The organism is Paenibacillus sp. FSL k6-2145, assembly GCF_037976585.1.
GTDB lineage: Bacteria > Bacillota > Bacilli > Paenibacillales > Paenibacillaceae > Paenibacillus.
Window position 1 is genome coordinate 1,797,399 of the sequence record NZ_CP150267.1, and the last position, 26,056, is coordinate 1,823,454.

General features: G+C 48.2%; 21 protein-coding genes and 1 pseudogene. 3 read left to right on the forward strand and 19 right to left on the reverse strand.

All coding sequences use genetic code 11. The annotated features are described in order from the left end of the window. Positions 1–163: 163 nt before the first annotated feature. The 8 genes from NZ043_RS07885 to NZ043_RS07920 all read right to left on the reverse strand — a co-directional run bounded on the left by NZ043_RS07885 (position 164) and on the right by NZ043_RS07920 (position 8,576). Positions 164–1,567: an RICIN domain-containing protein gene (locus NZ043_RS07885; RefSeq protein WP_240768230.1), complete on the reverse strand. Its 1,404-nt coding sequence runs from the start codon at positions 1,565–1,567 to the stop codon at positions 164–166. Positions 1,568–2,032: 465 nt separating this feature from the next. Then, complete coding sequence (locus NZ043_RS07890) at positions 2,033–2,668, reverse strand: PepSY domain-containing protein (RefSeq protein WP_133386254.1); 636 nt, start codon at positions 2,666–2,668, stop codon at positions 2,033–2,035. Positions 2,669–2,898: 230 nt separating this feature from the next. Beyond that, positions 2,899–3,699: a PepSY domain-containing protein gene (locus NZ043_RS07895; protein ID WP_339311335.1), complete on the reverse strand. Its 801-nt coding sequence runs from the start codon at positions 3,697–3,699 to the stop codon at positions 2,899–2,901. A 78-nt stretch (positions 3,700–3,777) separates the two neighbouring features. Continuing rightward, a complete protein-coding gene (locus NZ043_RS07900) occupies positions 3,778–5,154 on the reverse strand; it encodes an ATP-binding protein (protein WP_339311337.1) in 1,377 nt (458 codons plus the stop codon). Further along, positions 5,151–5,906 (reverse strand): response regulator transcription factor, encoded by a 756-nt coding sequence (locus NZ043_RS07905; protein WP_339311339.1) that lies wholly within the window; start codon positions 5,904–5,906, stop codon positions 5,151–5,153. Before NZ043_RS07905 ends, NZ043_RS07900 begins: the two co-directional genes overlap by 4 nt. A gap of 55 nt (positions 5,907–5,961) precedes the next feature. Then, positions 5,962–6,606 carry an SDR family oxidoreductase gene (locus NZ043_RS07910; RefSeq protein ID WP_339311341.1) on the reverse strand — a complete coding sequence of 215 codons (645 nt, stop codon included), beginning with the start codon at positions 6,604–6,606 and terminating at the stop codon, positions 5,962–5,964. 317 nt (positions 6,607–6,923) lie between these two features. Further along, positions 6,924–8,105 (reverse strand): NAD(P)/FAD-dependent oxidoreductase, encoded by a 1,182-nt coding sequence (locus NZ043_RS07915; protein ID WP_036606574.1) that lies wholly within the window; start codon positions 8,103–8,105, stop codon positions 6,924–6,926. 24 nt (positions 8,106–8,129) lie between these two features. Continuing rightward, a complete protein-coding gene (locus NZ043_RS07920) occupies positions 8,130–8,576 on the reverse strand; it encodes a DUF1641 domain-containing protein (RefSeq protein ID WP_017691658.1) in 447 nt (148 codons plus the stop codon). Positions 8,577–9,259: 683 nt separating this feature from the next. Between NZ043_RS07920 and NZ043_RS07925 the strand changes: the two genes are divergently transcribed. After that, on the forward strand, positions 9,260–9,436 hold the full coding sequence (locus NZ043_RS07925; RefSeq protein ID WP_339311343.1) for a CsbD family protein: 177 nt from the start codon (positions 9,260–9,262) through the stop codon (positions 9,434–9,436). A gap of 167 nt (positions 9,437–9,603) precedes the next feature. On the opposite strand, the gene NZ043_RS07930 is transcribed toward NZ043_RS07925, so the two are convergent. Further along, on the reverse strand, positions 9,604–10,605 hold the full coding sequence (locus NZ043_RS07930; protein ID WP_206105799.1) for an NAD-dependent epimerase/dehydratase family protein: 1,002 nt from the start codon (positions 10,603–10,605) through the stop codon (positions 9,604–9,606). Between the two features lie 152 nt (positions 10,606–10,757). Between NZ043_RS07930 and NZ043_RS07935 the strand changes: the two genes are divergently transcribed. After that, on the forward strand, positions 10,758–11,276 hold the full coding sequence (locus NZ043_RS07935) for a cupin domain-containing protein (protein ID WP_133386258.1): 519 nt from the start codon (positions 10,758–10,760) through the stop codon (positions 11,274–11,276). Between the two features lie 273 nt (positions 11,277–11,549). Here the strand turns inward: NZ043_RS07935 and NZ043_RS07940 are convergent, their stop codons facing one another. The 8 genes and pseudogenes from NZ043_RS07940 to NZ043_RS07975 form a co-directional block, all read right to left on the reverse strand. Continuing rightward, positions 11,550–12,629, reverse strand: coding sequence for a DUF1835 domain-containing protein (locus NZ043_RS07940; RefSeq protein ID WP_339311347.1), 1,080 nt, complete (start codon positions 12,627–12,629; stop codon positions 11,550–11,552). 62 nt (positions 12,630–12,691) lie between these two features. Continuing rightward, positions 12,692–13,351 (reverse strand): TVP38/TMEM64 family protein, encoded by a 660-nt coding sequence (locus NZ043_RS07945; RefSeq protein ID WP_339311349.1) that lies wholly within the window; start codon positions 13,349–13,351, stop codon positions 12,692–12,694. 268 nt (positions 13,352–13,619) lie between these two features. After that, positions 13,620–14,054 (reverse strand): annotated as a pseudogene (locus NZ043_RS07950) (HNH endonuclease); the annotation flags it as partial. A 1,582-nt stretch (positions 14,055–15,636) separates the two neighbouring features. Next, positions 15,637–16,812 carry an acyltransferase gene (locus NZ043_RS07955; RefSeq protein ID WP_091035717.1) on the reverse strand — a complete coding sequence of 392 codons (1,176 nt, stop codon included), beginning with the start codon at positions 16,810–16,812 and terminating at the stop codon, positions 15,637–15,639. 273 nt (positions 16,813–17,085) lie between these two features. Next, positions 17,086–18,432, reverse strand: coding sequence for a deoxyribodipyrimidine photo-lyase (locus NZ043_RS07960; RefSeq protein WP_339311351.1), 1,347 nt, complete (start codon positions 18,430–18,432; stop codon positions 17,086–17,088). A 36-nt stretch (positions 18,433–18,468) separates the two neighbouring features. After that, positions 18,469–19,632 carry a response regulator gene (locus tag NZ043_RS07965; protein ID WP_133386261.1) on the reverse strand — a complete coding sequence of 388 codons (1,164 nt, stop codon included), beginning with the start codon at positions 19,630–19,632 and terminating at the stop codon, positions 18,469–18,471. A 99-nt stretch (positions 19,633–19,731) separates the two neighbouring features. Further along, positions 19,732–22,827 carry an ATP-binding protein gene (locus tag NZ043_RS07970; RefSeq protein ID WP_339311353.1) on the reverse strand — a complete coding sequence of 1,032 codons (3,096 nt, stop codon included), beginning with the start codon at positions 22,825–22,827 and terminating at the stop codon, positions 19,732–19,734. A gap of 240 nt (positions 22,828–23,067) precedes the next feature. Then, a complete protein-coding gene (locus NZ043_RS07975) occupies positions 23,068–23,496 on the reverse strand; it encodes an SRPBCC domain-containing protein (RefSeq protein ID WP_165980315.1) in 429 nt (142 codons plus the stop codon). A 228-nt stretch (positions 23,497–23,724) separates the two neighbouring features. On the opposite strand from NZ043_RS07975, the gene NZ043_RS07980 reads away from it, so the two are divergent. Next, the gene (locus NZ043_RS07980) at positions 23,725–24,492 is read left to right on the forward strand and encodes a class I SAM-dependent methyltransferase (protein ID WP_339311356.1); all 768 of its coding nucleotides are present in this window, start codon (positions 23,725–23,727) and stop codon (positions 24,490–24,492) included. Positions 24,493–24,758: 266 nt separating this feature from the next. On the opposite strand, the gene NZ043_RS07985 is transcribed toward NZ043_RS07980, so the two are convergent. Both NZ043_RS07985 and NZ043_RS07990 read right to left on the reverse strand, forming a co-directional pair. Then, positions 24,759–25,793, reverse strand: coding sequence for an NADH:flavin oxidoreductase/NADH oxidase (locus NZ043_RS07985; RefSeq protein WP_017691643.1), 1,035 nt, complete (start codon positions 25,791–25,793; stop codon positions 24,759–24,761). Between the two features lie 48 nt (positions 25,794–25,841). Next, a complete protein-coding gene (locus NZ043_RS07990; RefSeq protein ID WP_017691642.1) occupies positions 25,842–26,033 on the reverse strand; it encodes a 2-hydroxymuconate tautomerase family protein in 192 nt (63 codons plus the stop codon). Positions 26,034–26,056 lie beyond the last annotated feature (23 nt).

A 26,056-nucleotide genomic window follows, 5' to 3' on the forward strand; every position in this document is an offset into this window, starting at 1 on the left:
ATCGGAAATAGGTCACGATATGAGCCATCATCTGAATATCCCCTTCGAGTAAGAGCATCACATAACAAGCGTGAACACATCACAAAGCCCCTGTCCCACCTAATGGTAAGAGACAAGGGCTTCCACTTTATGTTGAACCTTATTTTATAATATTTAAAACGTCTTACTGCACCTTAACAATCTGAAAATGCTGATTCGTGCCGCCATTATCCGTCCACTGGATGGCCGCAGCCCCATCTGCCAGGGATTGACTGGAGATATCTAATACCTTGCCTGTACTGCGGTTTTTCAGTTTATAATAACCACCACCTACATGGACGAGCTGCCATTGCTGGCTAGCCCAGCCACCATCATTCCACTGTTCAATGACAGCCCCATCGGTCGTGGCACCATTCTCCACACCAATTAGCTTGCCACTGGAACGGTTGATGATTTTGACATAACCGCCACCCGCATCGGTAATCTGCCACTGTTGACTTGTTGTTCCCCCATCTGCTCGCTGCTCCAAATCCGCACCGTTGGCGGAAGAACCCCCGATGACATTTAGCAACTTGTTGCTTTTACGGCTAATCAGCTGATATGAAGCATTTGGGTCCCAGACATCCGGTGTATTCACTCCAGTTACGGTACCTGTTGCTGTATCAATCGTAATACTGCTGGCCCAGTTCATCGCCAGACTGGTTGCGCTTGGGAATGAAAGTGGCAGCCAAACATACTTGGAATCCTGCACAGGTCCGCTCCATGCACCAGCCCAGCGATCACCCATGTAGAGATAGGAGGTTGTCTGTGAACCTTCTACCGGAACAACATAGGTGGATTGGGAACCATACGTTGTACTGTCTCCAAAGTTACTGAGACCGCTCCATGTGCCTGTAATGCTGGAGGCTGTCGCATATTTCGCCTGATTTGGATTCCAGCCAGTGGCACCCGAGGTGATCAGGAAGTAGACGCCGTCTTTTTTGAATAGGGCAGGTGCTTCACGATATTGTCCGGGCCACAGTGTTGTGACAAGGGATTCCACACCGAGGAAATCCGGGGTCAGCTTATATATATTCAGATCTGCATTCACTCGGGTCGCGGAGACCAGATAAGCGGTTCCGTTATCGTTGTATACCGTCATGTCTCTGGAATCATTCCCAAGTGGACGATAGCTGCCCACATACGTATAATTGCCATCAACCGTATTCGAAGTAGCTACGGCCACTCGGGCCTCGCCATAATCCAGACCATTCTCCTTGTGCATCCACAGCACATATTTGCCAGTCGAACTGTTATAGATGACTTTTGGGCGTTCAATGTTGGAGATATTTAACTCGGCTGCCGAGCTGCTGGTGAGCACATCATTGCGATACTCCCAGTTCTTCAGATCCGATGAACGATACACCGATACCGCCTTGAACGTTCCATTCGTATTACGATTCTCCCCAAACCAGTAATAATACCCATTTGCCTTGATCATCCCGCCCCCATGAGCATGAACGACATTGCCATTGGTATCCTTGAACTGTACCCCGTTCGTTACACTAAGCGGAGCAGCTGAAGCATTCGGTCCGGGTGCGAGCAGCATACCTATTGATTGCAGCGCCAAAACCAAAGCAAGCAGATAACTTAAGCGGTGGGTAAAGCGACGTGAATGTGTATTCTTTTTCAACCATCCATCGTTCATAGCCATATCGTAATGCACCTCCATGTTTTTTATGAAGCGCTTACATAATATTAAAATCGATATGTCTCATCTGCCTCCGATCGATGATGCATTTCAGCATTAGAATTCCTGGCAATACTGGCTGAGCGTTCACCTCCCTGATTCCGATTGTATCCGCCACGTTCCTGCTCGAATAGTGAACAATCCGGCGGAAGATGTACAATTTTATACTCCTCTCTCTCGATCAACAGCAAAAAGACGCTTCCCCCGAAGCGTCCTCTGCTATACCTGCCCTGCCTCCATGATGTAACGATCTCTAGCTGTGTGCGGCTGTCCATAGGCAGGTTTTTATATGATGTTTTATCAACGTATACTCGCCCTTATTGCTTAATCTTGGTCGTCAAAATCCTGGTCAATCGATAACACTTTACCTGTGTTGGCATCGATATCTACATCTGCTTCACCTTGAGCGGTTCTCAGCTCGATCTCATACACATAGCGACCATCATCATGATCCAGCTCGACCTTGGTTACTTTACCACCCGTAACTTGTTTCAGCGCAATGTTTGAAGCTTGGGATGCCGTCAATTTGACCTGCTTGGAAGCAGAGTTGTTAGATGTGTTGCCTGTCACATTATCTTTATAATCGTCGTCGTCATCGTAGTCTTCATCGTTCACGACCGCAAGAATTTTGCCTGTATAAGCATCCAGACGAACGACAACATCATTGGTTCCTTTTCTGTCGATCTCAACTTCATAGAACGTTTGGCCGTTTCTACGCTCCAGATCCACGTCATCCACTTTACCATCGGCTGCTTTTAACGCCAACGCTTTTGCTTGTGATGCATTCAGCATTTTACCTGTGTTGTTCTGATTCTGTGTTGCAGATTGTGTTGTTGACGTTGGTGTAGTTTGCACCGATTGTCCGTTCACATTCCCGCTAGCCGCTACGGCTGATCCACCAAGTAATACTGCTGCTGACAAGCTACCAATCCAAAGTTTATGTTTGTTCATCATCATCATTCATCTCCTCGTTTGTTGTTTCGTTCTCGTCTACATTTATAGAATAACCTGCAGGAATGAGAGATCAGCGAGAGTTAGATTAGAATTTGATGAGAAAATGAAGAGAATGCTCATTTAATGAGTGTTCATTATGTATGTAATCTAAAAGAAATGAAAAAGATGACCCCTAAATTAGGAATCATCTATCCAACAAGGTGTAACTCTATATTCAATGGATTCCTGTACAAATGTTAATCATCGTCCTCATCCCAAGTCACCGAACGAATTGCTCCTGAGATGGCATTCACCTGCACAATAGCCTCTCGGCCATCCTCCAGATCAATTTCAACCAGATAATATGGATTCCCACTGTTGGTTCCACGCAGTTCGATGTCGTCCACTTCTCCCGGGACCTCCGCAAGTGCCTTCTGCTTGGCTTGTTTCTCGCTCAGAAACTGAGGTTTGGGATCATCCTTGGTTGGTTCAGTTGTCGGGGCTGCTATTGTTTTGGAAGCTATCGTCTCTCCCGTATATGGATCAATTGTGAGTTCTTCACGGCTGTTATCCTTCGCCTTCACGACCGCGGTGTATACCGGACTGCCTTGCTGCTCGACAAGTTCTAGCGAGACCAATTGGTTATCTGTTTGTTGTTTTAACAACGCCGTCTTGATCTGCTCGCGGCTCCATAACGTCTGCTCTTCCGCTTGCGGGTTCGACTCCAGCCGCTTAATGGAATTCACAGCAGCTGTAACGGCATCCACTTGCACATCATATAGGCCGGTCTCCGAACGGAGCTGCATAATATACGTCCCGTCCTTCAACGTGGAATTCACAATCTCACCTGGATATTGATCCAGCACCGATTGGGCCGCCGCATCTGCCGTAAGTACCGCACCCGTCGATTGCCACGGCTTCCACCACACAACAGCTGCCACAATCAGCACAACGAGAAGCCCTGCACCCCACCAAAGTGACTTTCGTGATTTCGCCCATCCACTGTTCGCCTGTTCATGCCGTTTCATCTCCGGTGGTCGCTGCTCATGCTCTGTCATCACGTTTCCCCCTATGCACTCTCTTATCATCCCCAGTTGATCTGATGCTTATCAGTATATAAGAGAAGAATGAGAATTTCATGAGAGCGGTCTGTTCTGAACCGATAAAGGCAAAATAATCGACGCCTCGGTGCCTTCACCCTCGGTACTACTCAATTCAATCCGGGCTCCCACTGCACCTGCTAGTTCTTTGGCAAGAGACAATCCCAGACCCGAACCACTTGCGCCTAAGCTGCGTGTTCTGGCCGGATCAACCCGGTAGAATCGGTCAAATACCTTCTCCAGCTCGTCCTCCCGCATACCAATTCCGGTATCCACGATCCGAATACGGCACTCTTGCCCCTTGGCTTCCAGCCTGACTTCAATTGCATCTTCACTATACTTCCGGGCATTATCCAGCAAAATAAATAACAGTTGCTTCAGCTTGCTCTCATCGCTGATCGCCCAGATTGAACCTGGATCTTCACACCGGACTTCGCGGTGATAGGCTTCGCGAAACGCACGTGTGGAGTCTGTTGCCAGTCTCGTAATATCCACACGCTCCAACTGTACATTCCACTGCTCTGGCTGCTTCGCGAGCAGTAGCAGTTGCTCGGTCATCTCTCGCATGCGAACCGATTCGGACAGAATCGCTTCCACCGCTTCATCAAATACCTCGGGCCGCTCTTTCCCTCGCCGCTGTAGCAGACTGGCATAGCTTTCAATAATGGTCAGCGGTGTTTTGAGCTCATGTGATGCATCGGATACAAACCGTTCTTGTCGTTCAAAGTTGGATTCGAGTAGATCCATCATCCGGTTAAACGTCTGTCCCATCGTTTTCAGTTCATCCTTCGACCCTTCCTCCAGTGGAAGACGCTTGAATTGGCCGCTGGACTGAATGTCACTCATCGTGCGTGTCATCTGCTGAATCGGTCTGGTCATCCGATTCGCCAGAATCCGGCTGGAGATAATGGCTGGAATCAGAGCAATAATCGTGACCGCCACAAGCACAGTCCGAAGTACAGACAGACGATTCTCCGTCTCTGCAATGCTCTCAGTGACCTGTACATTCACCACCTCGCCATCAGGCCAGATGACCGGGACTGATACCCACACATAACCAATCTGTTCTACTTGGGTATACTCGGATTTCTTCTCACTTTCGTACTTATAAGGTAGCTTGCTCAGCTGCTCGGAAGCTGCTGTTGTTGTCACCGGGGAACTGGTGCCGTCTTCATTAACGATCCGAAGCATGCCGTTCACAGGCGCGTAGGCCCGCAACAAGTCATCCGGCGGAATGGAGCCGGCAGACTGACGCACTCCTTTGACAATAGATTCCGCTTCCGCTTCCACCCGATTAACCTCGTTATCAATCGACATCCGTTCAAACACGATGTAGACCGACAAGTTCACCGCGATTAACAGCACAGCAAATAATACAGACGAATACCCGTAGATTTTACTGCGCAGGCTCATAACTGTTCCTTCAGGACGTATCCTACGCCCCGTACGGTATGTATTAAGGGTGGTGTGAATCCGTTATCCACCTTTTTGCGCACATAACGGATGTACACATCCACCACATTGGTATCTCCATAATAATCGTATCCCCACACGGCCTGCACAATCTGGTCACGACTGAGCACCTGACGTTGATTCTGCAGCAGATACACGAGCAGGTCGAACTCACGTGGAGTAAGCTCAATGGCCACACCATCTCGGGATACCTCTCGCGTTCCTTCATTTAGTTTCAACCCGGCAGCCGTCAACCAGCCCGCCTCAGCTTCATCCTGATGCCCAGAAGAGTCATTCCCCGTATCAGCAGGTGTAGACGAAGAAGCGGAAGAAGCAACCGACGCCACTGCACTAAGCCGCAATGCAGCTCGAACTCGGGCAAGCAGCTCTTCAATCTGGAACGGCTTGGTGATGTAGTCATTGGCTCCGAGATCCAGGCCAGATACTTTGTCTTCTACCGAATCTTTGGCAGTGAGCATAATGATCGGTACTGTAGCGTCTTTGGCCCGAACTCGACGCAACACCTCAATGCCACTCAGACCAGGCAACATCACATCAAGCAGAATCAGATCCCACTGTCCTTCTGCATACTTCTCCAGTCCTTCTGTTCCACTACCAGCCTTGCCTACCTGATAGCCCTCATACTGTAGTTCCAGTTCCAGCAGACGTGCTATTTTGGGCTCATCCTCTATGACCAGCACGGCTTCGTTCATGCAGCGCTCCCCCTCATCCCCATCATTTCATTCTCCCGTTATCTTACAATAACATCTACAATTTGCCCAAGGCATCTTCAACCGGATGCTCCCCGGCAATCAGATCAAAGGCCATTCGGTACGTCTTCTCTTCCTGCAAAGAAGCCACGATTACGCGGGCTACATCTTCACGCGGGATGCTTCTCGGCTCCAGATCGGTTCCAACTGCAATCTTGCCTGTGCCCGGTTCATTCTTCAGACCACCCGGGCGAATAATTGTGTAATTCAGATCACTTGCAAACAACACACGATCCGCATAATGTTTCGCCACGTAATAAGGCTTGATGGACTCCGACCATTTCTCCCGTTGATCTGCGCCATACGCACTGACCAGAATATATCTGGAGATTCCTTGCTGCTCTGCGGCTTCCATCGTTTTCACCGCACCGTCGAGATCAATCAGCAGTGTTTTGTCCTGACCGGTAGATCCGCCAGAACCCGCCGTAAACACAATGGCATTATGATCCTTCATTGCCTCAGCCAAGTCCTCCACACTACCCTCCAGATCACCGATCACCACATCTGCACCGAGTTCCTTCAGTGTACCCGCCTGCTCCGGTTTGCGGATCATGGCCGTTACTTTATGTTTGCCTTCCTGTACCAGCTGCTCCACCACCAACTTGCCGATTTGTCCATTTGCTCCTATAACTAAAACGTTCATACGTCATTTCTCCTCTCAGTTGAACGGGCTCCTTGTTGTTGCTCCCCGTTCCTTTTATTTAAAGATGCTCATCCTATAATTTAAACGAAAGCCGGCGCTTCTAAGCGCCGGCTTCATGTCCATGCCTGTTCAGTACATCTATGAAATGTGAATTCTTCCGTTGTCCCATTAATATGCCATATACCCTAGGTGGTTTATACGCCACCTCACATTGACCACTTCTGCCATACCTTTTTCCCATCTGAATATCTGTTTTCCTTTGTAATGGTTACAACCAAAAAGGACGCCCAAAAGGGCGCCCTTGAATGGCATGAAGATTAGTAAGCCAGTGCGAACAAACCGTGAATATGAGCCAGGTAACGGATGTTACTTGCTTCTTTCATCATGGTTGCAGGCAGACCTTTCAGACGAGTCTGGTTGCCACCGATCATGCCGACAGCATCTTTACGACCCAGACTTCCCAGCGTACCGGAGAATACTGGTGTGAAGGATTCCATTGCGCCACCTTTGAACATAACGCCCAAGTTGTGACCAATAGTCTCACCCATTTGCCAAGCCAATTGTGCTGTTGGAGGGTAAGGGCGAGCGCCTTCGCTAGGGAAGACCACTGCGCTGTCACCAGCAACAAACACGTCTTTGTGAGAAGTAGATTGCAGAACTTCCGTAACTTTCGCACGGCCACGATCCACTTCAATTCCGCTGTTAGCAACAACAGCGTTGCCTTGTACGCCACCTGTCCATACGAGTGTGTTCGTAGGGATGGAGCTGCCGTCTTTCAGCAGAACTTCGTTTTCTTTCATCTCAGTAATCGCTACGCCAACGATGAAGTTAACGCCACGTTTCTCAAGACTTGATTTAGCACGTTCAACCAGCTCTGGCGGGAATCCTGCCAGGATGGAAGGACCTGCTTCAACTGTGTACAGGGATACTTCTTTGAAGTCGATGCCTTTTTCTTGACATACTGCAGGAAGCAGGTCAGCGAATTCGCCAACAAGCTCAATACCTGTCAAGCCGCCGCCACCAATAACAAACGTAGCGTCTGCTTTGTTGCCGGACTGTTTGTAAGCATCAAGACGTGCTTCAACGTGTGCACGAATACGGTTTGCATCGCTAACCGATTTGAGCGTGAAGCTGTACTCTTGCAATCCCGGAATTCCGAAGAATGCCGTTTCGCTGCCCAAGGCAACGACAAGTGCATCGTAAGAGTATGTGGAGCCGCTGGTCATCAGAACTTTCTTCTCGTCCGGCTTGATTGTATCCACCGTATCGATTTTCAAGTTCACGTTTTTGCCACGCAGCAATTTTTCGAGTGGAAGAGCAACTGCTTGTTCAGCAATGCTTCCCGCTGCAAGACGGTGCAGTTCCGTGATAATTTGGTGTGTAGGGTAACGGTTCACGACAGTAATTGTCGCTTCTTCCGGAGACAAGTATTGACGCGCAGTCAATGCAGTCAACAGACCGCCGTATCCTCCACCCAAGATCAAAATTTGCTTCGACATATCCATCCTCCATTCTTCTAAGTCTTAACGTTTCGGTTGTTGACGCTCGTTCAAGATGCTCAAGAAAGATTGAGCAAAACGAAGCGATTGTTGTACGTTTGGATCTTTAAGCATTTTCAGCATAGCGAACAAGCCAACTGAAGTTTGCTCTGTTTGCGCACGGTCATTGGCTTCGATAGCAGCAGAAGCTACACCTTTAGCTTTGTCTACAACAGGCTTAGCGAACTCGCCCATTGCGCTCATTGTGTCGCTGATCAGAACTTTGTCTGTTGCTACACTTTGTGCAAAGTCATAAGCTTTCGTCATAGCAGTAACCATTTCAGCCAATTTAGGCAGATTCTCCACCAGAACGGTTAAAGACTCCTGTACCTCAGGCTTCATCAGTTGATCCAGAACGTCCAAGGACTGGCGCTCGGAAACGTTGGCACCTTCTGTAACTGGCACCTCTTGTTGAGTAGGCGATTGTGACATAAGAGAAAGTCCTCCTTTACTTTGGGATAGAAGTCCGCGACTTTCATGATGCCTGTCAAGCAGAGCCGAACCACAAAATACATCGAATACATCTAAATGTACCAAATTTCACACAATAGGATGAGCGTAGCTCATGGCCACTCCCATATCATGCATTGTATCTTGGATCTATTGCGGACAACATGTGTTGACGCACAAAACGACAAGCAGGCCGAAACCGAACTCTATACCCTTATATTACACCTCTTACACATGAACATGAAAAAGAAATTTTTTACACTTGTGAAGATATTGTGAACATTGTAGCAAAATCGATTTTTTTGTCAAGCATTGCGGTCGGATTAAAATCGATTATTCTCCTGTCCCAGATCCGTCATCCTACCACATGTGGTATGAAGACAAGATCCCATATGACCATATGTGCGATATGTACACAAGGAAGGATTTTTTCAACTAATGATTCAGGAACCGTTTTCCAAAATCATGAATTTCATGCAACGAAATTGGTCACTGTCGTTATTATGCAGCTAGGGGTGCAGCCTTATTCCTGAAATGACATCATTTCTTGTTCAAGTATGAACCTCTTGCGTCACGAATGCAAAACTTGGAACACACCCTATGCGTTTAGAATACGGACATCCCGGTTAATAAGGACTACACCAGAAACGAAGGAGATGTTCGATATGAGTAATTCAACTAGCGATAAAATCAAAGCAGGCGTAAATAAAGCCAAAGGCGAAGTGAAGGATCAGATCGGTAATGCAACCAACAACAGATCCCTTCAGGCTGAGGGTAAAAAAGACAAAGCCAAAGGTGCTGTACAGGATAAAATTGCCGACATTAAAAAAGATCATCACTAGATCCTTTTAATGTGAAGGTCCAACAGCACGATGATTTCGTGCAATAGATTATTTTTAAAATAGCCTGACCGTCCGTGTTCGGAAGCTATCCGAAAATGAGACGGAGGCGCAAAAAAGCCAAGGAAGGTGTTACTCAATACACCCTTCCCTGGCTTTTTTTGTGCGTTCTATACTGCTGGAACTGCGTATCTTGCCATATCGATAATGAAACTGCGCGTTTCCCTTGTTGTATGGTATTCACGACTGAACTGTCTGACCCATTCGGGATGTTCCCGGTACCAACGGAAGGTTCTTTCCAATCCTTTTTCCAAAGTGGTTTGAGGTAACCACCCCAATTCCGCTCGCAATCTCCCTGAATGTACGACCAGACTGGACCCCCTGGACTGGGTTGGTTCTTGCTCCCGGATCTCTACAGCAGCTATAGATCGATCCATCGGTTTCAACAATTCCCCGATTTCTTGCATGGTTGTTCCAAGTCCTGTCGATATGTTATAGACCTGTCCATCTTTGCCTTTCAGCATGATCTGTTCAATGGCACGGAGGGCATCATCTACATACAAGAAATCACGTACTGCCGATCCCTGGATATCAAGAGGCAGTCCATCCAGCATTCGACCGAAGTTTCGGGGAATAATACGGTCTGGCAATTGCCATGGACCATAGAGGTTGGTCAAACGAAAAAGTTTGACTGGAAGCTGGTAACATTGAGCGTAGGAGTGAGCAAGCATTTCACACGCGACTTTGGATGCGGAATAAGGTGAGACAGGTGCATACGGATCTGATTCGTGATAGACTCTGCCCCAATCACCGCCATACACTTCAACGGATGAAGCCAGCAAGACTGGAATGTGATGTTCGGTCGCATATTGCAGAATAGCCTGTGTGCTGAGTGTATTATTGCGGAAAACTTCTCCTGGCTGATGATACGAATAATCCACGTGTGGCATGGCTGCCAGATGAATAATGTAATCTGTTCCTGGAGGCAGATGAATCCGGTCCGATGCAAGGTCACAACAGATGAACGGCATCTCGTGCAGAGGAGAGATATGAACAAGCCTCTGACAATAATCATCCCGATCCAGAAGGGTAATTTGATGCCCTTTTTGCGCCAAATACTGCGAAAGATTAAATCCCACAAATCCAGAAGCCCCTGTAATCACAATGTTCACACACGATTCCCCCTTGCGATTTATACAACGAGTGCATTGAAGAGAGTATATGTACTGAGTATAACCTTAAAATGATACATTTTGTATCATTTTACAATTGTTTTTTGTTCGTCTTTGAGTTTATAGGGTAATTTATAGTGAGGTGATGTGAGATGAATGAACGGAAAAAAGACATAGAGACGTTATTCCTTCAGGATGACGGTGTAATTCCCAATCATCCGACCCTGCCTGTGCTTCTGTATAAGAATGTATGGGCTGAAGAGGCTCTTCATGCAGAATCGTTGCTGAACCGTAATGGATGGGGAAATAGCTGGTTGAATGGTGTGTTCAATTATCATCATTATCATAGTAATGCTCATGAGGCTCTTGCTGTGGTGAGTGGATTCGTGGAACTGATTTTAGGCGGAGAAAATGGACAGAAAGTTTACCTTCAGACAGGCGACGTTGTCGTGCTTCCCGCTGGAACAGGGCATAAACGTCTGGAGTCCAGCACTGATTTTCGTATTGCCGGTGCCTATCCGGGCGGCATGAGTTACAACACACGCACAGGTGAGGAAGGCGAGCGACACAAGGCTCTTCAGGAGATTCAAGAGGTTCCGATCCCGGATACCGATCCCGTCTATGGGCAGCACGGACCGCTACTAGAAATCTGGAATGGGAAGAAATCTTAATACAATGATGATCATAAAGACAAATGTTATTGGACAATGCACAAGCGAAACTGGTTCAGTAATCAAGGATGAAAAATAGACTGTTCCCCGGACAAGTAGGAGTTACTCATCGGGAACAGTCTATTTAAGTGTTAAATCTGAACAGCTGGTAACAGAGATACTTCGTGATCATATTCCTGTCTGTGCAAGGAACTGCTCAAATCTTCCATCTTATTTCAAACTTGGCGATCTCGTCGCTTGTTTTCTATCTGTGCGTTTCAGCCTTAGTCCCTTTCAGCGCTCAGCAAGCCGAACACTGTAATACCTCATTGCAAGTGGCTTTCCATCCATCTCAAGTTGGCCTTGCAGCACCAGTTGTCGTAGACGGTACTCCACGAACGCATCATTTATATGCTGGCTACTTGTACCAATCACTTCACCCACAATACGAGCTGCTCGGATATACTTGCCTGGCTCCCAGTTCGGTGTCAGTTCCCTCACCTTCTGCATAATGTACTCGTCCAACGCATCTTCAGTTAAGCTCTGAATCACGCCATTCTCCATCATACGTAATAGCCCAGGCTGTACCGAAAGTTCCAGCCAATCCTGTTCCAGTTGGCGGCGCTCTTGCTTGGACAACGGCTCTTGCTCAGAGCAAACGTGCCACATCGCCAGAAGCTTTTCCGGAAGGATCTCGCCTGTGTGGAGCACATCGTATTGAACGTCAGGTCTATCAAATAATTGCTTATATAAGCCACTCGTTTCGATAAGATATATGGGGCTCTCGCTGTTCCGCAATAGATACATGGCGTAGATCAGTCCCGTCTTCTCCCGTGCATTATTCGCATACCAGATAATGATCGACGTCTTGGAATCAAAGGACTGTATTGTGGCGTTGAACTCAAATAATGATTCCAGTTCATGCAAGGCATATGCCTCGCGGTCGTTGAGACACATTCGTTCGGTCAGCCAGAGATGCCTGCGTTGCAAAGCTGCACGATGGGTCAGATCACCTAACGGACCCACAGCATAATCATCATCCATGGAGAAAAAACTCCGTTTTTCCTGATCAGGTAATGTACTCATCCCCATTTTCAGACTACTTAGAGGTGAATCTCCAAACGTGATATGAATTTCATTTGGCTTGTCTACCTCACCCAAAGCCTGTTGCTCCAGCTGCCCCAGATCCAAAGGTGTATCCAGATCCCGAAACAGGGATTGCATGGTGTCCGCAAAATCCACTTTTTCGCCTTGCTTTTCCTGCCGTTTGACCACGAGTGCTGATTTCATATAGAGCACACGCAGCAATGAGCGAAGTTCATTCTCATTCAGACGATTTAACATTCGGCTGAATGCATAGATATTATCATTCATGCTGGGTCCTCCTTCGATCTAACGGGATTACTGACATCCTATATCTGCGTACTGATCATTTTTTATGAGGAAATCGATTTTCCAGAGGGTTGATTCAGATCATGTAGATCTTCTCCATCTGACGATGGCCGGGTAAAGTGTCGCTCCAGTTTGCGGCTTGCCCACAGGGACACCGCGATGAACAGTAATACGCCTACCCAGCGTACAGGGTGCTCCAGAAATTGTTCCACATTGGAACCGATATACGTAACAGAGAAAATCATGATCGCTTTACCACAGCCCACCGCAAGCAGGAAGGATAACAATCGCATTCGCGCGATACCTGCCGCCACATTAATAATAACGAACGGACCTACCGGGAAGATACTCAGCAGAAAAACATAACTGAATGCATTCCTTCGAATCCATACCATGCTGCGTTGCACACGAGGTTTGCGTGCCCATCGCTCTACAAAAGCGGATTTCCCAATCTCCCGTACGATCAGGAACGTAACGGTACAGCCGAGCACCATGCCGATCCATGAATATATAAACCCTGCCCACAGACCATATACCGCACCGTTCACGCCCACAATCAACAGCGTGGGAAGCGGCGGTACAAATGATTTCATAAACGTAAGCAAAATTCCCGGTAACGGGCCCAGGGAGCGAAACTTCTCCAGCCAGAAACGAATATTTTCTTCCGTAATATATGACATAATGTCTAATGCTGCCGGGGTCATCTGCATCCATCCAATCTATACAGTCTAAGTTCTTAGGCTTGATGTTCACTATACATTTCATCATTCATATGGATGATGAAGCTTCTTTAGTAACTCCCTCCCAGTATAACGTACATCTTCGATGAACACCGTTGTCAATTTGAAGAAATTATTGCACAGCAAACTCACTTCCCACCCAAATCAAAATTGAATCAAAAAAGCACACCTCGACCTCTTGTGGTCTTGGTGTGCTCTTCATATCGAAACCCCGATCCTTCTTTGGGGGTATTTATCCTTCTTCCAGCTGCGCTTCCTGCATTGCCAGTTCAATCAGTTCTGCCTGATGTGCAGCATTCCATTCGGGAATACCGGAACGCATGAACTCTTCGGCATCCATCGCTGCTTTGGACTGGTTGCACAGATTACAGGCGCAGACACAGTTGAGCGGGGTGGTATGTCCACCTTTGGCACGCGGCAGCAGATGGTCAATCGTATCTCCATACGATCCACAGAAGTAACAAGTGTAGTGATCCCGGGTTAAAATATACCGCTTGAAATCCTTGTTGCTGAACAATCGGCGAATCGTGTACCGATTGACCACCACAGCGGCTTTTTCCTTCACCAGCGTGACCGCAAGCTCCATGTCCACTTCCTGATGCCAGCGCCTACCCTTGTCTGTCTTGCCTCGCATCCGTACCATGCCTTGCCGGTTGGTCCGGAGCGAAGCCGGATCTTCCGGGTCGATAGCGACCGGGGCCGACGGCGTCTGGCGGCGGGGGCGGCCATCCGTGCCAGCACCGTGACTACGGCTGGCATGGGCGGGTCGCTGCCCGGATGCACCGCGGGCAGCGTCTTCGCCGCTCGCCTTGGGCGCACGCTCCTTGCGCGCCTGGCGCGGCTTGGACCCTGGCGAGCCAGGCTGGCGCACGGGCGCAGGAGGCCCTGCCTCCGCAGCAGCCCCCGGCGCTTGCCCGGGCTCGCGCCCGGTGGCGGCAGGCTGTGCCTCCGCCGCCGTAGCGACCGTGGTAGCATCGCCACGGTCGCTCAGGGCCGGCGCATGGGCCTCAGCAGCTACGCTGCGGGCCTGCCCTGCGCCGGGCGCTAGCGCGGCAGCACGCTTGCGGCGCCGCTTGCGCTTGCGTTTGGCTGCGGTCGGTTGATCCGCAGCCATGGGCTCTGCTGCCGGGCTTTGCGGCTCAGCCGGCAGCAGAGCTTGGTGGGCCGCCGCAGTCTGCTCGGCGGCCTGCCCTGCAGCGGCTGCTCGCGCGCCAGCCCGCTGTGCAGTGCCCTTATCATTCGCAGCAGCATGCCCCTGCGAATGCCCTTCTACCCCACGCCAGCGCTCACCTGGCTGTGGCTCATCTCCTACCTCACCTGCCGAGCCATCCTGCTCCAGACTCGTCTCTCTCAGCTCATTGCCCGTTATGCTCTCTGATCGCTTGCTCTTCCTCCGTCTTCTCCTCTTCTTCCGAATACCCGAAGAAGAGGGAGAGGAAGTAACCAAGTCAGCACGTTCATCGTCATTCGAAGATGACGAGTCTACTGACGGTTGAGACACCAGACTTCTGTCAGACTCAGCCAACGTAGCAGTTCCCTGCTCCATAACATGAGAGGTACGACCTGCTTCATTCCTTGCAGTTGCAGAGGGTCTGGCAGTAACCTCACGTGTATCCAAACCATCCCGTTGACGCCCGATCCGTTCATTCGTTTGCCCGCCCACGCTTGAACCTGCATCGTGGTCAGCCTGTCCACCGAGTTGGCGACAGCTGCGACAGGCTCCACGCCTGGCTCCGGGACCTGCCCGCTTTCCGGTTCTGCGCCGGAATTCGGACATCGGCCGCTGTTGTCCGCAATACATACACGTTTTGCTCAGTCGCGCTTCTTGTTCCGTCTTTCCTTGCCGGAAAGGGGCTGGACCCGTCTCCATGTTGTCACCTCGGTTCCGTATGAATCCGGTTTCTTTCTATTGTATCACATCTGCTCGTGAACACCCTCATGGCCATAGGCCTGATAATCTTTCGAGTTGTACTCCTGTGTCTGTTCACTGCATTCGTGAAGAATGTGTTCCACATATTCCAATATATCTTGCATCGGTCTCCCGCATTTTTCGCATGTTGTCATTATATTCACCTTAATCCTGTTATCCATAATGTATTATCGTTCCGCCTTATGATTACCCCTCATACATGAAAAAGAAACACTCGTTCCCCATATCACACATATCTTTATAGACAAAAAAACCGCTCCCTGCTCTCCCCTAAGGTCGACCAAGAAACGGTTTATTATTCCTGTGTTGGAAAACTATCTTAACGAACGTCCAGTTGTCCCGAGTTCTGTTGTGGGACCAGACGTGGTTTGGGTTTTGGAAGATTGCCAAAGATGACCCATGCATATGGAACAAACCTTGCCGTCAATCCAACGACGATCCACGAAGCGATCAGAGCTACACCGAATCCTCCGGCATACCACAGATGCACTAACCACGATACTCCTGTTTGCGGTGGATAATTCCGATACACAAGCAGGAAGAATGGATGAATCAGATAGATGCCAAAGGACAATGCCCCAAGCCGATTCAGCGGCTTGACGATGAGTGAAGGCCCTTTGCGATAGAGCAGATAGGCAATCTGGATAAGTACCAGCGCACAAGCAAAGGTATGCACATTCCAGAAGAATTCATACCACAGTGTGTTATACGTTGCGATCTTCAGACGCAGCAGGTAATAGATATACACATGGCCAAGTCCGGCAATGATCCATACCGCCCAGAGCAGAATCCATGAAGCTACGCGTCCTTTGGTTGCATTGGCCCGACTGATGACAAACCATTGCTTGATTTTAGGGAAATATACCCCGATAAAAGCACCCAGCATGAAATAGGAGAAGTATGAGAACGCCCAGCTTCCCTTGTTGGGTACCTGGAATCCATATTTATTACTTACGATAAATGCCCATTGAATCAATAGTCCAATCGGTACAGACCATTTCACCACGGAAGGATACTTCTTAAGCAACCATAACACCAATGGGAATAACAGATAAAATTGCATGTTAATAAATACAAAGTACAGATGTGTATAAGCCTTGCCTGTAAACAATTTCGTGATAAAACTTACTGCCGATTCGCCGAAAGGTCGGCCCTGATAATGCGTGAAATGCAGCAACACAAAATACATTAATGAGAACAGGAAATACGGAAGCAAAATATACACAAATCTTTTCTTGTAGAAGTTACTTACGAGTTTCTTATCCAGCGGACGGGAATAATAGTTATAGAACAGTACGAAACTGCTCATAAAAATAAAGGTTGGCGTACCATATTTCATAAAGATATTAATAAAGTTGTACAGCCAGTAGTAGCCTGAACCCGTCATGTCCACCGTCGCATAGGACGTGGAATGCACGCACAGTACGCCGATAATTGCCATGGCACGCACCAGATTCAGTTCTGGAATTCGCTCTCTTTTCAGTGTTTCACTCATGTTTACGTTTCTCCTTAATGTGTTCGTCAATATGTCAGATATGACTTAATACAATAAAGCTCTCTATCTATTAAAAGCCATAATGCTTAAGATGGATAGTCCATTTTCTTAACAATTCCTAAATTTTCAACACATTTCACACTATTTTCATGTCTATATATGTAAAAAAGACCGCGAGTACGCGGTCTGTGGAACATCCTGCTCCCAACCAAATGAATATTGGATCAACCGGATGATAATGGTAAATTTGGGTTGGTACATGATTGACTGAGTCTACTTCCCACGACTCGCCAGAATCTGTTTATACACGTCAATAGCTGCCTGTCTCGATGCCTTCAGATCAACAATGGCATCCTTGCGCGGCTGATGAATGTCCTTGCTGTGCAGATCCTTCAATTCAGGCAACCACTTGCGAATATAATCACCTTGCGGATCATACTTCTCGGATTGTGTTACCGGATTATTCACGCGAAAATACGGAGCCGCATTCTCACCAAGCGAGGCACACCATAACCAGTTACCACGGTTTTGAATGTTATCATAGTCACGCAGCTTGCGCCTGAAATAGGCTTCACCCAAGGTGAACGGGCATTGCAGGTTTTTGGTGAGAAACATCGCCGTGAGAATTCGCAGCCGGTTTGGCATATGTCCGGTCTCATTCAGTTCCGTCATCGCTGCATCAATAATCGGAATGCCTGTCTCCGCCTTGCACCACCGTTCAAAGTGATCATTATGGAGAGCCGAGAGATCGTACACCTTTTCATATGTAAAATAGTGACTCTCATAAACTGCACGATACAGATAGAAGTCGCGGAAGCACAACTGCCTGATCCATTCCCCCGCTTCTGCCGTGCGACTCGCCGCATCATACATCTTGCGAATGGATACAGCCCCCACAGCCACGTAAGAACTGAGATGACTCGGCTCGTAAGCCTCATATTCATCCCGATGATCCCCATATTCAGCAATTCGATCCGACAAAAATTGATCCAATAGCAGATGCGGGTCCTCGTCATTCGAACCACTGCCCCCCAGCAACTCCGGAGGTACCTGCATTGCATCCGGCCATTCAATCTGACGATCACTCACCTTCAACTCTGCAACCGTTGTTGCCGAAGGAGGGTTGGGATGTTCATTCATGAATTCCACCCACCGCCGATGGAAAGCCGCAAATACCTTATATGGCTCCGACTTGCCTGTAAAATTGGCAAATCCATTCAGATCCATCAGCAGATGATCCGTCAGTTGTGTGAACGAAACCTCGTGCGCCTCACTGACTTTGCGTATGGCCCTATCCCGCTCGATTGCATATGGCGTCATATCCCGATGGACCACAATCTCGTTAATCTCACCTTTGAATTCGTTCAAGATGAATTCAACCACTTCAGCTGGATTGCCATAAGCAACATGCAGTTTTCTTTTGGCTTCAAGATAACGTCTGCCTAATTCCGCTGCATGCTGCCTGAAATTCACACCGCTGTGTTCCTTCTCTCGGCCTTGCCGCAGGAGGAATGCATCATAGATGAGAACATGCACACTCTCTTCTTGGTTTTCCCGCAAATAATCGAATGCGGCCAGATCATCCGTACGCAAGTCTTTGCGGTGTATGAATAGCTTCATGCCTCACCCTCCTGTCTGAACTTACGTTACATACGTTTATTTGTCCGTCAGGTTCTGATATAACCTGCTTGTTTCGGGCTCGGGCTGATACCCCAGATCCTCAATTAATGTCAATGTAAATGTATGATATAAACGAAGTATGCCTTGCTGATCATCCATGGATGCATACACTTCCATCATGAGTCGGCAGATTTCTTCCGAATAAGGCTCCCGTTCCTGCAATATCGTTAATTGCTCAATCGCTTCCTTGCCACGACCATGCTCCATGTCCCATCTCGCGATATCCATAACCAGCCCTGTATACTTGCGTCTGAGTTCCCTTGCTTTGGCCTGTGCCCAACGATAGTCATGCTCTTCCAGATAATCGCCACGATAAAGCGGAATCATATGCCTCAAGTCATCGATATTGTCTGATGTGATGACGTTGTAGACCATGGATTTTTCAAATTGGTCCACATCACTTACCAGATTGCCTGCTAACAGACGATAACGGTTCATATTGTACTCCAGCTTGCCCGTCATGTTCCATTCCTTAAGCAGCTTTCGAATCTGGTACACGGATGTATGTAGATGGGTTAATCCCTTTTCCTGGGAAACATCACCCCATAACTTATCCAACAAAATCTCCTTGCTTACCCATTCTTCCCTGTGATGGAACAAAAAAGCAAACAATTCCTGTGATTTGGTTGTGCGCCACTTATGTTTCTTGGCACCCTGATCCAAACTTCTGTAGATATCCAGATGTTTGAACGTGAGCAGCCCCGGAACTTCAGTATCCAACTCCACAGGTACGGGTTCCGATCCCTTTACCTCGGCGGTGGCTGCAACTTGGGAATGATGCGACATTATGCCCGCGATTCGATCAACGGTTTTGGCCAATCGGGCGGAGCTTACCGGTTTCAGTACATAATCCAGTGCATGCAGCTCAAATGCTTCCACTGCATGGTCCGCATATGCCGTAACAAAGATAATACGAATACTCTGATCCAATTGCTGTATATATTCAGCCGCTTCCAGGCCATTCATCTCGGGCATTCCAATGTCCAAAAATACAACATCTACACGTTCCTTTGCCAGAAAATGCAGACCATCACGAGCTGTTGAAAAACATTGCACGGGTGTAATTCTTCCGTCCGTTCGTAGTAGTCGCTCCAGATGAAGCTGCGCTGGCTTCTCATCATCGATCACAATGGCTCTCACCGTTCTTTTAGCCTCCTGCTATGAAAGATTCAATAGGAATACCGATTTTATCGGCATCCGCTTATTAGTCTGTTAACCATAATTGCTTAACTCGGCACACTAATTGGAATAATCCACCTTTTGCACAGGGATACGGAATCGGATCTGCGTGCCTTTACCCACATGGCTATGAATCTCCAGTCCCTGACCATAGAGAGCCATCAGACGACGGTTTATATTTTGCAGCCCGACACCCCCCGGACCTTCGGTGCGCCCAGACTTGACCTGAGCCATACGCTCAGGAGGGATACCTACTCCATCATCTTGAACCTGTACGACCACATGCTCGCTCTCTTTGAAAACCCTAAGGTGAACTGTCCCGCCGGCTGCCCGCTCCATCACGCCGTGGCGAATGGCATTCTCCACAAGCGGCTGAATACTGAGAGGTGGCAGATATAGATGCACGTCCGATTCCACCTCATACTCAACCACCAGTCTTTCCTCAAATCTGGCCTGTTCCAGATGCACATATGACTCCACCAATTCCAGCTCTTTGGTCAAAGGAACAAGCTGCTCCCTGTTCTGGAAGTCAAAACTTCCGCGCAGGTAATGACTCAATTCAATCAGCAGATCGGTTGCTTTGTCCGGATTGACTGCACAGGTCGCGATAATGACATTGAGTGCATTATATAGAAAGTGCGGCTTAATCTGGGCCTGCAAAAAGGCCATTTCGGTCCGAATAGCTTCCTGCACAGAACTCCGCATCTCAATTAATGTCCGAACTCTGGCGCGCAATTCACCAGCATCCACCGGTTTGCTCAGGAAGTCATTGGCTCCCGCCTGGAATCCGTGTTTGATATCCTCAGGCAACCCGCGGGCGGTCAGCATCAGAATCGGTAACTCCGACAAGGAACTGTGCTCGCGCAGTTTTCGACATAACTCAAGCCCGGACATCTTAGGCATCATCCAGTCCGTAATAACAAGATCAATGGACGGGAACTCCTCACGGAGTTTCAATGCAGTGGACCCGCTGTCCGCTGCGAGCACGCGATATCGTTCCGTCGATAACAGATTCAGCAATACCTGTCGATTGACGGGATCATCGTCTACAATCAGAATCGTATGCTCCGCTTCCGTAAGATCATCCTGCTCATCTGACTCTCTTGTCACAAGCTCCTTCGCCCCTGCCCCCTGTGCAGCAACATATCGGGCGGCAGCTGGTTTCGAATGAGATTTCAGCAGCGGCAACTTCATAACAGGCAGGGTGAAATGAAAGGTCGAACCTTGCCCCGGTTCCGATTCAACCCAGATCTCACCACCGCCAAGCTCAACGAGTTTTCGCGTAATGCTCAGACCCAGTCCCGTTCCATTATTCAATCGCTCGATCGTGCCGTTACTCTGCTCATACGCCTGGAAGATATCCTCCTGTTTGTCCAAGGCAATGCCTACCCCTGTATCAGCAACCGATACCTTCACCCAATCCCCTTCAACACTGGCGTACAATCGAATCTCACCCTGCTCAGTGTACTTATAGGCGTTACCCAGCAAGTTATACAGAACTTGCCTTAGGCGATCTTCGTCTGCCTCAACAAGTGGCAACGACTGGGGCCATTGCTGAATCAATATTACTGGCTTATCCTCAAACGTGAAACCTGAGACTTCAACCACAGTACGAGCAACGGATTCCAGATCAACAGGTACCCGTTTCAACTCGATCTCACTATTTTTTAATTTGGAAAAATCCAAAATATCGTTAACCAGCAGTGAAAGGCGCTTGCCGGTTGAAGTAATCATGGACAGATTTTTGGCTTGCTTGGGCGTGACTGCTCCGGCCGCCCCTTCCATCATGGATTGCGCAATATTAATGATGCCATGCAGGGGAGTTCGCAACTCATGAGACGTATTCGCCATGAACTCGTCCTTCAGGCTGTCGATGGCCAGCAAACGCTCCGATAGTGCTTCCACGTCTCGGAATGATTGTGCGAAGCGGATTGCGGTCACTATCATCTGGGCAAATACAAATAATAAAAGTTCAATCAGCGCAAAGAACGCTGTGTCTAGGGTAGTGAACGCACCAAGCGTATACAACACAACAACCATGAGTATGCTCATCATGCTCACCAGTGCAAAGTGGCTGTCATTCGGCCGTCCTTTCAACCAATAGAACATGGCTCGCAGCGTATAAAACATGACAACAAGTGAGATCAGCAACATGGGAAGCTCAAGAGACGAGAAAAGCGTCGGAGGGAGCGTAATACCCACAATGGTCTGGGTAATGATCAGCACTACAGCCAGACGAACAAACCACTGATGAACTGCTCCTGGCACACGGGCATCCATATACCGAAGCAAAAAGTAATAGGCAAAGGCTGAACTAAGGAGCTGAATCCGAAGTATCTCATTATTGGTCAGGAACGGTACAAACGTACCCAGTAACTTCTCCCCATGTGTCAGAGCGTACACCGCACCAGAAAGGCTGAATAATCCGAGAAAACGAAGTTCCTTCTCCGTACGTCGTAATCTGAACAGAAGTAGAAAAAAGGCGGCTGGCAAGATAAAACCGAATAAGGCCATCAGATCCTTGAGCCAACCTTGTTGCTGGCTTTTCAGAATACTATGCTCGTCTCCAAACAAAATGGGCGCTACAATGCCCCCAGACGAGTAACTATAATTCGATACCTGAATGATAATGTCAGCCGTGTTGCCCTCAATGGACGTGAATCCTGTAAAGGGCAGATTTAATTGTATATCTGTCGCCTTGGTCTTTCCTGGCAGGCCTTTGCCGCCAATCTCTTTACCATCAATAAATACCCGGTGGGCCATGCGTATATTCTGCGTGCGTATACCATAATCGTTTTTCATCGTCCGGGGTGTAAGCTGAACTTGCAAATGATAGGTTCCATACCCATGGGCCTGCCCCAAAGATTTGTTCCATCGGGCAGGAACTTGAGTGCCCGACGAAGCCGGCAATGGCTTGCGACCGGATACACTTGCTTCAATATCTGCCGGGCTCAGCAACTGCTCAGGGTAGAAATCCCAGACACCCTTTAGAGACGCTGCACCCTTGCGATCAAAGTCCCATTGGGTCAGGTCAATTTTCCCATCTGTAGCCTGGGGGTTACTCCGCTCGCTAATTAACGTCTGGGCGATCCAGCCCAGCGGAACAATGACAATGCATATGAAGCTTATGGTCAGCATAATCCAGTGTTTTCTCATCTATGTATTCCTTCCATCCACAATGGCGAGAGACGTCTAATTCTGTCGATTTATAACTATAATTCATGTTACACGTTTCTGGTGCTCACGGAAATAGTTTCCGTCTCATAATCGGTCAACTTCCTTATAATTTTAAGGATCTCTATCTGTTATCGCCATCTCCTGGTACACCAAGAAACCCCAGGCCGAATTTCACCGGAATGAACGGGCGAAATGGCCTGGGGTTGATTGAATGAAGATTTATTTAACAACTTGGGCAAGCTTCTGAACGATCCCGGCCCATCCCTGTTCCATACGTTCGCGTACGATAGCGTGGGCCTGTCCAAACTCGGTCAGTTTATCCGCATCCCAACCGCTGTGAATCAGTGTGAAATCCGTACCTTCGGGCTGTTCATTCAGTTGGAACGTCAACGTCCAGTCCTTACCCCAGCGGAATGACAGCTTCTGCAGCGGAAGAACTTCCGTCACCTGACAGGGTGATTGGCCGAAGGGGCCTGCTTCCAATATAAACTCGTGACCTTCCACGGGTTCCAGATTACCTGGCATGAACCAGGCCTCCAGTCCTTGCGCGGTTGAGACCATCTCCCACACTTTCTCTACAGGTGCATGGAGCACTAGTTCCTGTCGGATATCCGGCAGTGCACTTGATGAACTTGATGATGTATCCATTCGTATCATCTCCTTAGACATATCTGTTCGTATAATTACGGGTTAAAAAGTTTGACCTCCGCTTTGTACCCACCCTATAATTGGAACATATTACATAAAAGGTGCGTGATTCCTATGATAGTCTGCTCTGAAAATTCCAATTCCAACCGTTGCCGGAAGGGATAATCTTAGCGAGTTCCCTTCCACGTTTGCAATTCATTATATCAAAATGTGGGGGACACCTATACTATGTCATTCAGTTATTACGGTCCATTATGCACCGCCGTTTATGATCTAACGAAACCTGTGGGACATTCCTTGGGAGGAGACATTGAATTTTATCGCCATTATCTTCAGCGCTGCAAAGGACGTATCCTTGAAGCCATGTCGGGATCAGGCCGAGTGCTCATTCCTTTGCTTGAAGCAGGCTTGAAGGTGGATGGAATTGATTATTCAATGGATATGATTAACTCTTGCCGTTCTCGATGTATGGAGCGGGCATTACCCATGCCTGAGCTGTTCGTTGTCGATCTGGAGAAGTTTGACCTTCCATATCGATACGAGGCAATTATCATTCCCGGAGGTTCTCTGCTCCTCATTCAAGACAGACAGGCATCGATTAGCGTATTACGTAATCTATTTCAGCATTTAGAACCTGGCGGCAAGCTCGTGTTTGATCTGTTTCTGCCCGATGTGACACAACCCTCTTCTGTAGAAACATCAACCGTTTCATTACCCGATGGTGATACGATCACGGTAGAAGTGAAAACCATTGAAGTGAACCTTCTTCAACAGTACAAATTGAGTCTAATTCGCTACGAACAATGGCATCAGGGTGCTCTTGTTGCTACGGAGCTGCAACAACTTACCCTGCGTTGGTACGGCATAGAAGAGTTACGCCTAATTCTCGAACACATTGGTTTCTCTGATATTAAAGTATACGCCGACTTTAACCCGAATCAGCCACCTACACAGTCGAATCAAAAATTCGTATACGAAGCAACTCGAAGAGCGTAGCCATCCGTAATTGGACGGATATGCTGATGCTTCTCATTATACAGATAAGGCCACAGCATGAGGTTTAACCCATACTGTGGCCTTATCTGTATAAAATTTGCACTAACATTTACACGAAAACGAAGAGGACAGAAATAACTTGAAGAAGCGAAGCTACAACCTTTCTGCAAGAAAGCTACATCGAAAGCATACACTTCGCCTTTATCCTCAGATCGGAAAGTTATTCTGTCATCGGAGTGGCAAGTGTAAGTATAATTTAGAGCAAATTAGTATCCACGAGAATATTGCTCTGCAATGGCAGCTTGATCCTTACTCACACCCAGTTCCAGAGCGGCATGGTTCGCCCAGTACGGATCACGCAGCATACCTCTGCCAACGGCAACCAGATCCGCATCACCGTTTCCAATCACCGCCTGAGCCAAGGCTGCATCCTCCAGCATACCCACTGCGATTACAGGAACGTTCAGTTCTTCACGGAAGCGACGGGCAAATGGTACCTGATACCCCGGATAGTTCCCCGGTTTCCGCTGTCCAGAAGGACCTTCGCCACCTGAACTGATATGGAACATGTCCACACCTGCATCTTGGTAAGCACGGGCAATATTAATCGTGTGGTCGATGTCGTATCCACCATCAGCGTATTCTACAGCCGAAATCCGCAAAATCAGCGGCATATCTGCTGGCATTTCTTTTTTCACTGCCCGAATGACTTCAACGCCAAAACGGGACAGATCCTGGCCGTATACATCCTCACGATGGTTCATCAGCGGGGAATGGAACTGGTGAATCAGGTATCCATGTGCACCGTGCAGCTCAATAGTATCCACTCCAGCCTGTACTGCGCGGCGAACACCGTCTGCGAACTTCTGCACCATAGCTTCTACCTCTTCGGTACTTAACGCGCGTGGTTCCTTGTACTTTTCTCCCGGGAATGTAACTACCGATGGGGCAACCGGCTGCGGTGCATCCTCTGCTTTTCGTCCGGCGTGTGCGATCTGAATAGCTACTTTGGAGCCGTAGGCATGGATTCCATCTACAAGTTTGGTGAAGGCAGGCACATGCTCATCTGACCATATACCCAAGTCATTATCGGTAATACGTCCATCCGGATCTACATCGGTCATCTCGATTACAATCAGTCCTGTTCCTCCAACCGCACGGCTCACATAGTGAACCTGATGCCAATCGTTCGGAATGCCGTCCTTCGCAGTGACAGAATATTGGCACATCGGTGCCATGACGACACGGTTATTTAATTGCAGACTCTTGAATTGATAAGGGGAAAATAATTGTTCAGTCATTAATTCTACATCTCCTGTTCCATGATCATGATATATATGAAGCCTTACTTATTTGTCTAAGTCCGAAAACAGTTTTCCGTTCTTGCCGTAATTGTCCTTCTCCAAATCCTCAATGAAGATAAAGACTTTGCTCGGATCAACATCCAGTGTCTCACAAGCCACCTGAGTCATACGTTCAATCAACTGACGTTTCTGCTCAACCGACTTGCCTTCCAATACCTTAACAGTGATAAATGGCATGTCTAGGACTCATCCTTTCTTCA